Source organism: Flavobacterium sp. (assembly GCF_965284515.1).
In the GTDB taxonomy this organism is placed as follows: Bacteria; Bacteroidota; Bacteroidia; order Flavobacteriales; family Flavobacteriaceae; genus Flavobacterium.
Genome location: NZ_OZ260089.1, coordinates 1,860,300 through 1,872,060 on the forward strand (window position 1 = coordinate 1,860,300; position 11,761 = coordinate 1,872,060).

General features: G+C 29.2%; 11 protein-coding genes. 5 read left to right on the plus strand and 6 right to left on the minus strand.

Features of this window, described 5'->3' with window-relative positions; translation table 11 throughout:
• Nucleotides 1–6 precede the first annotated feature (6 nt).
• From ACQ65T_RS08530 to tsaD, 4 genes are read right to left on the minus strand one after another with little or no spacing between them, the layout of a single operon-like run.
• Entirely contained in the window at nucleotides 7–513 is a 507-nt protein-coding gene (locus ACQ65T_RS08530) for a TrmH family RNA methyltransferase (protein ID WP_430400657.1), read from the minus strand.
• 18 nt (nucleotides 514–531) lie between these two features.
• Nucleotides 532–1,179, minus strand: a complete 648-nt coding sequence (locus ACQ65T_RS08535) for a DUF4159 domain-containing protein (RefSeq protein WP_430400658.1) — start codon at nucleotides 1,177–1,179, stop codon at nucleotides 532–534.
• Nucleotides 1,169–1,876: a 16S rRNA (uracil(1498)-N(3))-methyltransferase gene (locus ACQ65T_RS08540; protein ID WP_430400659.1), complete on the minus strand. Its 708-nt coding sequence runs from the start codon at nucleotides 1,874–1,876 to the stop codon at nucleotides 1,169–1,171. Before ACQ65T_RS08540 ends, ACQ65T_RS08535 begins: the two co-directional genes overlap by 11 nt.
• A 6-nt stretch (nucleotides 1,877–1,882) precedes the next feature.
• Nucleotides 1,883–2,905, minus strand: a complete 1,023-nt coding sequence (gene tsaD, locus ACQ65T_RS08545) for a tRNA (adenosine(37)-N6)-threonylcarbamoyltransferase complex transferase subunit TsaD (RefSeq protein ID WP_430400660.1) — start codon at nucleotides 2,903–2,905, stop codon at nucleotides 1,883–1,885.
• Between the two features lie 181 nt (nucleotides 2,906–3,086).
• On the opposite strand from tsaD, the gene ACQ65T_RS08550 reads away from it, so the two are divergent.
• From ACQ65T_RS08550 to ACQ65T_RS08570, 5 genes are all read left to right on the plus strand, one after another.
• Nucleotides 3,087–7,493 carry a translocation/assembly module TamB domain-containing protein gene (locus ACQ65T_RS08550; protein ID WP_430400661.1) on the plus strand — a complete coding sequence of 1,469 codons (4,407 nt, stop codon included), beginning with the start codon at nucleotides 3,087–3,089 and terminating at the stop codon, nucleotides 7,491–7,493.
• 41 nt (nucleotides 7,494–7,534) lie between these two features.
• A complete protein-coding gene (gene pfkA, locus ACQ65T_RS08555) occupies nucleotides 7,535–8,521 on the plus strand; it encodes a 6-phosphofructokinase (RefSeq protein ID WP_430400662.1) in 987 nt (328 codons plus the stop codon).
• 67 nt (nucleotides 8,522–8,588) lie between these two features.
• Nucleotides 8,589–9,593 carry a type I glyceraldehyde-3-phosphate dehydrogenase gene (gap, locus tag ACQ65T_RS08560; protein WP_430400663.1) on the plus strand — a complete coding sequence of 335 codons (1,005 nt, stop codon included), beginning with the start codon at nucleotides 8,589–8,591 and terminating at the stop codon, nucleotides 9,591–9,593.
• Nucleotides 9,594–10,445 (plus strand): N-acetylglucosamine kinase, encoded by an 852-nt coding sequence (locus ACQ65T_RS08565; RefSeq protein ID WP_430400664.1) that lies wholly within the window; start codon nucleotides 9,594–9,596, stop codon nucleotides 10,443–10,445.
• A 15-nt stretch (nucleotides 10,446–10,460) separates the two neighbouring features.
• On the plus strand, nucleotides 10,461–10,832 hold the full coding sequence (locus tag ACQ65T_RS08570; protein WP_430401348.1) for a methylglyoxal synthase: 372 nt from the start codon (nucleotides 10,461–10,463) through the stop codon (nucleotides 10,830–10,832).
• A gap of 120 nt (nucleotides 10,833–10,952) precedes the next feature.
• Here the strand turns inward: ACQ65T_RS08570 and ACQ65T_RS08575 are convergent, their stop codons facing one another.
• Together ACQ65T_RS08575 and ACQ65T_RS08580 are read right to left on the minus strand one after the other, a co-directional pair.
• Nucleotides 10,953–11,339, minus strand: coding sequence for a hypothetical protein (locus ACQ65T_RS08575; RefSeq protein ID WP_430400665.1), 387 nt, complete (start codon nucleotides 11,337–11,339; stop codon nucleotides 10,953–10,955).
• Nucleotides 11,340–11,358: 19 nt separating this feature from the next.
• Nucleotides 11,359–11,739: a RidA family protein gene (locus ACQ65T_RS08580; RefSeq protein WP_430400666.1), complete on the minus strand. Its 381-nt coding sequence runs from the start codon at nucleotides 11,737–11,739 to the stop codon at nucleotides 11,359–11,361.
• Nucleotides 11,740–11,761: the final 22 nt, after the last annotated feature.

Genomic DNA, 11,761 nt, shown 5'->3' on the forward strand with positions numbered 1-11,761 from the left:
AAAATATTATAATGAAAGTTGTTTTGTAATCTCGTAAAGTGAAATTGCTAATGAATTTGCAACATTCATACTACTATTTTCACCAAACATAGGAATATGAGTAGTAACATTTGTAATAGATAATAGCTCTTTCGAAATACCATATATTTCACTTCCAATAATCAAAATTATAGGCTGATTTGTTATTTCAATTATGTTAATAGGTGTACTTGAATCTGTAATTTCTAATGCAATAATTTGATGTTTTTTTTCTTGTAGTTTACGAATTACTTCGTTTTTATCTCTTATAATTTCAAATGGAACTGTTTTGTGAGTATTACGAGAAGTTTTATTTACTTTTCTTTCTGAAAGTATAAAATGTTCTCCAGTAAAAATGATACTTTCAACCCCAAAAGCATCACAAATTCTAAAAACACTTCCAATATTTTGTTGAAAATAAACTTCATCGCAAACAACAGTTATAGGAAATTTTTCTTTTTTAAAATCGGTGTTATAATGATTTAATTGTTCCAAACTTATATTTGTTAAATTCTAATAATTAAACACATAATTAATAATATTCGCACCCATTTTCAAGGCTTTTTCCCTAATTTCAATTGGATCATTATGAACATCAGTATCTTCCCAACCATCGCCTAAATCAGATTGGAAAGTGTATAGTAAAACCAAACGATTTTTTATAAAAATTCCAAATGCTTGTGGTCGCTGATTATCATGTTCGTGAATTTTTGGTAATCCTTTGGGAAAATTATAGGGTTTTTGAAAAATTTCGTGTGATATTGGAATCTCCCTTAACTCTTCATTTGGAAATACTTTTTTTATCTCTTTTCGAATGTATTCATCCATTCCATAATTATCATCAATATGTAAGAAACCTCCAGAATTTAAGTAGTTTTTTAAATTATTAACATCATTTGGGCTAAAAACAACATTTCCATGTCCAGTCATATGAATAAATGGATAAGAGAAAATATCAGTACTTCCAGCTTCCACCGTTGCTACTTTTGGGTTAATTTTAGTATTAATATTTTGGTTGCAAAATTCAACCAAATTAGGTAATGAAGTAGGATTGGCATACCAATCCCCACCACCAGAATATTTTACCACAGCAATATCTTGTGCAAATAAAAAAGTATTTGCAAAAAGAAAAGCGATTAAAAGATGTACTTTATTCTTCATTTATAAGAGCAGTTGTATGACATGCCACTAAAGCAGCGGTTTCTGTTCGTAATCTTGTGGTTCCTAGGGTTACTGGTTTATATTTATTTTGAATAGCTAAGTTAATTTCTTTTGTTGAAAAATCGCCTTCAGGTCCGATTAAAATAAGAATATCTTGTTTTGGTTGAATTTCATTTTTAAACGATTTTCTTTCAGTTTCTTCGCAATGTGCTATGAATTTATGAGCAGAAAACTCTTTTTTAATAAATTCTGAATACGAAATAGGTTCGTTAAGTATTGGAATATAAAAATGTAAAGATTGTTTCATTGCGGCTTGAATAATTTTCTCACCACGATCTTTTTTATAAACTTTTCGTTCAGAATGATCGCAAATAATAGGCGTAATTTCGTTGATTCCAATTTCGGTAGCTTTTTCTAAAAACCATTCAATTCTATCGTTGTTTTTTGTAGGAGCAACAGCAATATGTAAATTGTAATTATTGGTTTCAAAAAACTGAGTTTCTTTAATTTGAACTTCACATTTTCTTTCAGAAGCAATAGTAACTTCAGATATAAATAGAAATCCTAAGCCATTTGTAATGTGTATAGTATCACCTTCTTTTTTTCGTAAAACCTTAATGATATGTCTACTTTCTTCTTTATCGAATGTAAAAATTATATCATTTTGTTTTATTTCAGAATTATAGAATAGTTGCATAATAAATTAGAATTCAATTCGTGCTTTAGAAACTACATCTGCTTCGCTAAAATTTTGTTCAAGATAGTTATAATAACCAACTATTCCTATCATAGCTGCGTTATCAGTAGTATATTCAAATTTTGGTATATACGTTTTCCACCCGTATTTATTTTCTGATTCTTTCAATGTTTTTCTAATTCCCGAATTTGCTGAAACTCCACCACCAATTGCAATTCTATTAATTCCTGTTTCTAATACAGCTTTTTTCAGTTTATCCATTAAAATTTGTATGATTGTATGTTGAATGGATGCACAAATATCAGCCTTCTTCTCTTCGATAAAATTTGGATTTTCTTTTACTTGTTTTTGAACAAAATATAAAATTTGTGTTTTTAATCCGCTAAAACTAAAATTTAATCCGTCTACTTTAGGCTTGGTAAAAGGAAATGCTTTTGGGTTTCCTTCATTGGCATATTTATCTACAAGTGGACCTCCAGGATAAGGTAATCCTAGTATTTTAGCACTTTTATCAAAAGCTTCACCCACTGCATCATCTGTTGTTTCGCCAATAATTTTCATATCAAAAAAGCTGTTTACTTGAACAATTTGTGTATGTCCGCCACTGATGGTTAGGGCTAAAAATGGAAATTCTGGTTTTTCATAACCTTCTTCATCTATAAAATGTGCTAAAATATGAGCTTTCATATGATTTATTGCAATTAACGGAATATTTAAAGCCATACTCATTGATTTAGCAAAGGATCCTCCTACAAGTAATGAACCCATTAATCCTGGTCCTTGAGTGAAAGCAATACACGATAATTCATCTTTTGTTATTCCTGCTTTTTTTAAGGCAACGTCTACAACCGGAACAATATTCTGTTGATGTGCTCTAGAAGCTAGTTCTGGAACAACTCCTCCATATTCTTCATGAATTGTTTGTCTCGCTACAACATTTGATAAGACTTTGTCGTTTAATAAAACAGCCGCAGATGTGTCATCACATGAACTTTCAATAGCTAAAGTGTAAATTTTATTGTTTTTCATATAAAAGGCACGAAATTTGACTTAATTGTTATGAAGTTATCTTACAAAAAATCTTATTTTTGTTCAATAACCATAATGCAAATTTAAAATAAAATAGAGTATCAAAAAATTTAAAAAAATATTCACCCGAATTATTGTCGGAATTTTAATTTTACTACTTCTTTTAAGTATTATTTGTTCATTGCCATTTGTACAAACTTTTTTTGGCAAATATGCTACAACAGAGCTAAATAAAGAGTTTGGAACAGATATTACTATTGAAAAATTAACAATAACGCCCTTTTTATCCCTTAAGTTAGGAAGCGTTCTGGTTAGAGACCATCACAAAGACACACTTTTTTTTATAAAAAGATTAAATACTTCAATTTTAGATTTAAAAAAATTATATGAAAGTGGTCATCCTTATTTAGGAGATGTTGTTTTAGATGGATTTGATTGTAAATTAACTCAGTATAAAGGCGAGAATGATACAAATTTAGACCGATTTATTGATGCTTTTGATGATGGTTCTCCATCATCTGGAAAGTTTAGAATGAAAGCTTCTTCAATGACAATTTTTAGGAGTAGGTTTAGATACACTGACTTTAATTTAGAAACCTCAAAAATTATTGATTTTAAACAACTTAATGGTTTAATTGAAAACTTTCTCATAAAAGGGCCTAATGTTTATACAAATATCAACAAACTTTCATTTAAAGACTTTAGAGGGCTTTTTGTAGCTAATTTAAAAGCAAAGTTTACATATACTAAGAAAAATATTTTATTAGAGAACTTAAAAGCAACTACTTTTGAATCTGAAATGGTTGGTAAAGTTGAATTAAAGTACAATAGAGAAGATTTTTCAGATTTTAACAACAAAGTTATTTTTGATGCTCAATTTGATAAAGCTGTTATTGCTTCGAATGATTTGAACTATTTTTATAATGAATTCGGAAAAGACAATAAATTCTACATTGATACACATCTTATAGGAACATTAAATAATTTTACAACTCACAACCTAAAGTTAGTAGATAAATTTCATTCTGAAATTACGGGTAACGTCAACTTTAAATACCTTTTTGATAAATCAAAGTCTTTTTATATTAAAGGAAAATTTGACAAATTATCATCGAGTTATGAAAAATTGAATAAAATTTTACCTAAAATTTTGGGAGAGATTTTGCCCACAAACTTAATAAAGTTAGGTAATATTAATTTGAATGGTGATGTTGAATTTACAAATACTTATATCAATTCAAAAGTATATTTAACATCTTTTCTAGGAGCTATAGATAGTGATTTATCTTTACAAAATATTGACAATATTGATAATGCCTCGTATAAAGGTTACATTTCATTAGAAAATTTTAATGTTGGCAATTTTTTAAATCAAAAAGATTTAGGAAATGCTACTTTACAAGTTCAAGTTGATGGGAAAGGGTTTAATAAAAAATATTTGAACACGAAAATTAAAGGAAAAATAGACAAGTTGTATTATAATAAGTATAACTATTCTAACATTGAAGTTGATGGTACTATGAAAATGCCATATTTTGAGGGATATTTAAATAGTAATGATCCTAATTTAAGATTAGATTTTAATGGGTTAGTGGATTTGAGTTCTAAAGTAAAAAACTATAATTTTTCAACACAAATAGATTATATTGATTTAGCAGCTCTTAATTTTTCAACAGTCGATTCCATTTCTATTTTTAAAGGAAATGTAACACTAAATGCAAAAGGTAATGATTTTGATGATTTAGAAGGTGTTCTTAATGTTAATAGTGCATCATATTTAAATACAAAAGAACATTATATTTTTGATGAATTTCAATTAACTTCTACTTTCGATATTGATAAAGTAAGGACTATTACTGTTAACTCTCCAGATATAATTACAGGTAAAGTTGTTGGTAAATATAGAATTGATGAACTTAAAAAAGTATTAGAGAATGCTGTAGGTAGTTTATACGCTAATTATTCTCCTAATGTACTAAAACCTGGTCAATATTTAGATTTTGAATTTTCTGTTTATAATAAAATTATAGATATTTTCATACCAGATGTTACAATTTCTGAAGATACTAAGTTTAAAGGAAAAATTAATGCAGATGAAGGAAAATTTGAATTTGATTTTACAGCTCCAGAAGTATTAGCATTTGATAACTATTTTAACAATATAAAAATAGACATTGACAATAAGAATCCTTTATACAATGCTTATATTGAAATGGATTCCATAAAAAATAAAAACTATAAAATTGCCGATTTTAGTTTGATTAACGTTACAATGAATGATACATTGTTTATTCGTACAGAGTTTAAAGGAGGTAAAAAGAGTGATGACAAGTTTGATTTAAATATTTACCATACAATTGATGAAAACAAGAATTCTGTAGTAGGTTTTAAAAAATCAGAGTTAAATTTTAAAGATTATATATGGTTTATTAATGAGAATGAAGAAAAAGACAATAAAATAGTCTTTGATAAAAAGTTATCAAATTTTGATTTTCAAGATTTTACTTTATCTCACAATAATCAGAGGATGAATTTTTACGGTACTTTAAAAGACTCAACATATAAAAATTTAAATTTTACATTTAAAGATATTGATGTTAATAAAATTACTCCTTCTATTGATAGTTTAAAGTTTGACGGAAATTTGAATGGTAGTATTAATTACGTTCAGAATAATAATTCTTATAAACCTGAATCGCAATTATCAATAGATAATTTAAAAATTAATAACATTGCTCTTGGTGATTTAGATTTTAACATAAAGGGAAATAAAGATTTTAATAAATTTTTTATCGATTCAAAGTTAAAACAAGATGAAGATGAGACGTTTACTTTACAAGGAGATTTAATCTACCAAGATAATACTACAGAATTAAATTTAGAAGCAGCATTAGATAAATTTGACATAAGTTCATTCGGACCATTATTAAGTTCAATACTTTCAGATATTAGAGGAAATGCAACCGGAAGGGCAAATATCGGAGGCTCATTAACAGACCCAGAAATTGATGGACGTTTGTATCTTAATGATTCGGGGGTTAAAGTTCCTTATTTAAACGTAAATTATGACTTTGAGAAAAATGCAATTGTAGATGTTACCGAACATCAGTTCATTTTTAGAAATATTGAAGTAACGGATAAAAAATATAAAACAAAAGGAGTTTTACATGGAAATGTAAGACATGATGTTTTTGCAGATTGGGAAATCGATTTAGAAGTTAAATCAAATAATTTATTAGCTCTAGATACTAAGGATAGTGAAGATGCTTATTATTACGGTACCGCTTTTATGAATGGTATGGCTTCAGTTAAAGGTCCAACTAATGCACTTGTTATAAAAGTTGCCGGAGCATCTGAAAAAGGAACTCAAATAAAAATACCAGTAAGTGATTCAGAAACAATGGGAGACAATTCATTCTTGAATTTTGTTTCTGAAAAGGATAAATACAGTGTCAAAGGTGATAAAGTAGTTGAAAAAAACAAATATCAAGGTATAGAATTGGAATTAGACTTTGATGTTGATACAAATGCAAATATTGAGATTATTCTCGATAGAGATTCTGGTCACTCAATGAATGGTAGTGGATATGGATCAATGCATATAGAAATTAATACATTAGGTAAATTCTTGATGTATGGTGACTTTATAATTGAAGAAGGCGAATATAATTTTAAGTATGGAGGATTAATTGATAAAAAATTTAATGTAAAAAAAGGAGGTACTATCCGTTGGGAAGGTGAGCCTTTAGGAGCAAACTTAAACTTAGAGGCAATTTATAGTACAGAAGCAAATCCGGCTTTATTATTAGAAAGCGCAACATTTAATAAAAAAGTTGCCACAAATGTTTCTATTGTTTTAAATGGAACTATAAGTAATCCGCAGCCTGATTTTAACATTGATTTTCCAAATGTAAGCTCTGTTTTAAAAAGTGAAATTGATTACAGATTACAAAATAAAGATACGAGACAAACACAAGCAATGGCTTTATTGTCTACGGGATCATTTATGACAGCTGAAAACGCAGGGAATGTTGCTTATGGCCCTTTATTTGAGCGTGTTAGTGCAATTTTAAGTGACATTTTTGCTGATGAAGATAGTATGCTTAAATTTGGTTTAGATTACAGTCAAGGAGATAGAATTAATCAAATTTCAGATAGACTTGGTGTTACTTTAAAGACTCAACTGAATGATAAAATTTCAATAAATGGAAAGGTAGGAGTACCAGTTGGAGGAGTTTCACAATCAGTTTTGGTAGGTAACTTAGAAATACAGATGGAATTAAATGAAGATGGTAGTTTACAAGCACATGTATTCAATAGAGAAAATGATTTAAACTATAACATTGGAGGTAATATTGGTTACACCCAAGGAATTGGATTGACTTATAGTATAGATTTTGATACATTTAAAGAAATGCTTCAAAAAATATTTAAGAAAAAGAAAAAGCAACAAAACAATTCAGATACACCAAATCAATTTCCAGATTCTGAACTTTCTCCAGAGTATATGAATTGGACACAAGAACCAAGAAAGAAAACTGTCCCAGAAAATGAAAAAGAACCATTAAAAGTTCCAGAAATTGACTAGCTTTCTTAAAACCTTTATTAAATTTACATTTATTACTAAACATGGAAACAAATATTAAAAAAATAGCGGTACTAACTTCTGGTGGAGATTCACCAGGAATGAATGCAGCAATTCGTGCAGTTGTAAGAACTTGTGCTTATCATAACATTAATTGTTTAGGAATTTATAGAGGTTATCAAGGAATGATAGAAGGTGATTTTAAAGAAATGGGACCTCGTTCTGTAAACAACATTATCAATAAAGGAGGAACAATTTTAAAATCTGCTCGCTCAAAAGAATTTATGACTCCTGAAGGCAGAAAAAATGCATACAATCATTTAAAAGCTGCAAATGTTGATGCATTAGTAGTTATTGGTGGCGATGGCTCTTTTACAGGAGCAGAAATTTTTAATAAAGAATTTAACTTTCCAGTAATGGGAATTCCTGGTACTATTGATAATGATATTTTTGGAACAAGTCATACATTAGGTTACGATACTGCTTTAAACACAGTAGTTGAAGTAATTGATAAAATTAGAGATACTGCCAGTTCTCATAACCGACTTTTCTTTGTGGAAGTAATGGGTAGAGATGCCGGACATATTGCATTAAATACAGGAATTGGAGCAGGAGCAGAAGAAATTTTAATTCCTGAAGAAGATTTAGGTTTAGAACGATTATTAGAATCTTTAAAAAGAAGTAAAGAGTCTGGTAAGTCTTCAAGTATAGTCGTTGTTTCTGAAGGGGACAAAACAGGGAAAAATGTTTTTGAACTTAAGGACTATGTTGATCAAAATTTACCTGAATATGACGTAAGAGTTTCTGTATTAGGACACATGCAGCGTGGTGGTGCACCTTCATGTTTTGACAGAGTTTTAGCATCAAGACTAGGTGTTAAAGCGGTTGAAGCATTATTAGAAGGAAAATCAAACTATATGGCAGGAATATTAAATGACAAAATTGTTTTAACTCCATTAGAGCAAGCCATTAAAGGTCATTTTGAAATAGATCAAGAATTAATAAGAGTGTCAGACATAATGTCAACATAATTTCATTGTAAAATTGCTACGATAAACACACAACTAGTCAAGCAAATTAACAATTAAAAAAAAATAAATGTCAAAAATTAAATTAGGAATCAACGGTTTCGGTAGAATAGGAAGATTAGTTTTAAGAGAAACTATAAATAGGGATAATATTGAAGTGGTAGCTATCAACGATTTATTAGATGTAGATCATTTAGCTTATTTATTAAAATATGATTCTGTACATGGAAAGTTCGCAGGTGATGTGGAAGTAAAAGAAGGAAGGTTATATGTAAATAACAAACACATAAGAGTAACTGCTGAAAAAGACCCAAATAATTTAAAATGGGACGAAGTGGCTACAGATATCGTTGCCGAATGTACTGGAATTTTTACCACTTTAGAAAAAGCACAATACCATATTAACGGCGGTGCAAAAAAAGTAGTTATTTCAGCTCCATCTGCCGATGCACCAATGTTTGTAATGGGTGTAAATCACGAAAATGTAAAAGCTTCTGATACAATTGTTTCAAATGCTTCATGTACTACAAACTGTTTAGCACCGATAGCAAAAGTAATCAATGATAATTTTGGGATAGTTGAAGCTTTAATGACAACTATTCATGCAACTACAGCAACTCAATTAACTGTTGATGGTCCTTCTAAGAAAGATTTCCGTGGAGGTCGTTCAGCGTTATTAAATATTATTCCAGCTTCAACTGGTGCTGCAAAAGCAGTTGGTAAAGTTATTCCAGAATTAAATGGTAAGTTAACAGGAATGGCAATGCGTGTTCCTACGGCAGATGTTTCGGTAGTAGATTTAACCGTTAAAGTTGCTAAAGAAACGACTTACGAAGAAATTATGGCGGTTTTAAAGAAAACGTCTGAAACTTCAATGAAGGGAATTCTTGGTTATACTGAAGAAGATGTTGTTTCAACTGACTTTAATTCCGACCCAAGAACTTCAATTGTAGATGCAAAAGCAGGAATTGGTTTAAACAGTACTTTTTTTAAAATTGTTTCTTGGTACGATAACGAATATGGATATTCAAGTAAGTTAGTTGATTTATCTATTCATATTTCTAATTTAAAATAAATGAAATTATTAGTTGATAGTGGCTCTACAAAAGCCGATTGGATTGCAGTAGATAATGATGGTTCAGTGCTTTTTACAACGGCTACTTTGGGTTTGAACCCTGAAGTTTTATCGGAAAATGAAATTATTGAGCGTTTAAATGCAGCTGATTCAATTTCAACTAATAAAAATATAGTTTCAAGTGTATTCTTTTATGGTGCTGGTTGCGGAACCGATAGAATGAAGTTATTCTTAAAAGAATTGTTGCAAAATTATTTTCAAAATGCTGAAATACAAGTATATGAAGACACTTATGCGGCTGTTTATGGAACAACTCCAAAAGGTGAAAAAGCTATAGTTTGCATACTTGGAACAGGCTCTAATTGCAGTTATTTTGATGGAGAAGTTTTGCATCAAAAAGTACAGTCGTTAGGATATATAGCAATGGATGATTGCAGTGGAAACCGTTTAGGAAGACATATTATTAGAGGTTATTACTTTAATGAAATGCCTCTTGAATTAAGAGTAAAACTTGAATCTGAATACAACTTAGATGCCGATTTTATAAAAAACAAATTGTACAAAGAAGCCAATCCGAATGCGTATTTGGCTTCTTTTGCAAAGTTTTTAATAGAAAACAAAGAGACAGAATTTTGCAAGAAATACATTAATGAAGAAATAGAATTGTTTATCAAACACTACATTTTACAATTTAAAAATGCTAAAGAAGTTCCAATACATTTTATTGGTTCTATTGCTTTTTATTTGAAAGAAGAATTAACGAAAGCATTGAGATTACACGGATTGCAAATAGGTAATGTATATAAAAAACCTATGGAAGGCTTAATTAACTATCATGTTTTAAATGCATAATTGATGATAAAAAAAATGGAAATTGCGGTAATTGCTCATGACGGTAAAAAGGCCGACATGGTGCAGTTTTTAAATAAAAACAAACACATTCTTATTGAAGAGAACATTAAGCTAATTGCAACAGGAACAACTGGAAGTAAAGTAGAGTCAGTTGGAATTAAAGTAAAAAAAATGCTCTCTGGTCCATTAGGTGGCGATGCACAAATTGCAGCTAGAGTAGCAGAGGGCAAAACGAAAATGGTTTTATTTTTTAAAGATCCAAACTCAAGTCACGCACACGAACCCGATATTTCGATGCTAATTCGTATTTGCGATGTGCATAATGTTCCTTTAGCAACAAATGAAGCAAGTGCTCAAATGCTTTTAAACGCTTTGCAGTTGGATTGATTTTATGTTCTTGTTTCGTCATTCTGACGAAAGGAAGAATCATACTATTGTACAAAATATTGGTTTTTTAGGAAGTGTTGAATTTCCAAAATAAATCAAGTAATTGTTATATACTATTTATTAAAGTTTAATTAGTGTTCCATTTGATTTTCCTAGACATCTTTTATCAAATGCTTCATAACTATAAGAGTTTTTATTCCATGAAACTATTTTTACGTTAATAGTATCTTTAATTTTAAGACATCCCTTAGTACCACCAAGGAATATCATATCATATTCATTATCTGATTTCCAAACTAAATCAAATTCTATTTTATATTTTTTTTCAATATTAAATTCAATCTGTTTCTTCATAGTTTTTTGAACTATAAAACCTTCTCCATTTTCACTATACCTAAATTCACCAATCTTAAATTTTTTAGGCACAGTAATTTCTTGTTTAGTATTGTAGTTATTACAAGAAATTAAAATTAAGTTTATTATGATTAAGATAGTGATTTTTTTCATTCTAACTTCAAAATTAACATTACTTACAAGCAATCATAGAAATTTCAACGTTTACATTTTTAGGTAAACAAGCCACTTCAACTGTTTCTCTTGCAGGAGCCGTTTTTTCATTAAAATAAGCGCCGTAAACTGCGTTTATTCGTGCAAAATTATTCATGTCGCTAATGAATATTGTTGCTTTAAAAACATCGCTAAAATTCATGTCAGCCGCTTCTAAAACTGCTTTCATGTTTTCCATAACTTGTTTGGTTTCATTTTCAATAGTATCTAAAACCAACTCATTTGTTTTAGGGTCAATAGCAATTTGCCCAGAAGTATATAATGTATTGTTTACTAAAACTGCTTGGTTGTATGGTCCAATAGGAGCAGGAGCATTTTCTGTAAAAATTATTTTTTTCATAAGTGTTGTATTTGTAGTTAGT

What these genes read in the sequence shown, in the direction of transcription:
- ACQ65T_RS08535 (WP_430400658.1), bottom strand. Translation starts at nt 1,179, where the DNA reads ATGAAGAATAAAGTACATCTTTTAATCGCTTTTCTTTTTGCAAATACT.
- ACQ65T_RS08540 (WP_430400659.1), bottom strand. Translation starts at nt 1,876, where the DNA reads ATGCAACTATTCTATAATTCTGAAATAAAACAAAATGATATAATTTTT.
- tsaD (WP_430400660.1), bottom strand. Translation starts at nt 2,905, where the DNA reads ATGAAAAACAATAAAATTTACACTTTAGCTATTGAAAGTTCATGTGAT.
- pfkA (WP_430400662.1), top strand. Translation starts at nt 7,535, where the DNA reads ATGGAAACAAATATTAAAAAAATAGCGGTACTAACTTCTGGTGGAGAT.
- gap (WP_430400663.1), top strand. Translation starts at nt 8,589, where the DNA reads ATGTCAAAAATTAAATTAGGAATCAACGGTTTCGGTAGAATAGGAAGA.
- ACQ65T_RS08565 (WP_430400664.1), top strand. Translation starts at nt 9,594, where the DNA reads ATGAAATTATTAGTTGATAGTGGCTCTACAAAAGCCGATTGGATTGCA.
- ACQ65T_RS08570 (WP_430401348.1), top strand. Translation starts at nt 10,461, where the DNA reads ATGGAAATTGCGGTAATTGCTCATGACGGTAAAAAGGCCGACATGGTG.
- ACQ65T_RS08575 (WP_430400665.1), bottom strand. Translation starts at nt 11,339, where the DNA reads ATGAAAAAAATCACTATCTTAATCATAATAAACTTAATTTTAATTTCT.
- ACQ65T_RS08580 (WP_430400666.1), bottom strand. Translation starts at nt 11,739, where the DNA reads ATGAAAAAAATAATTTTTACAGAAAATGCTCCTGCTCCTATTGGACCA.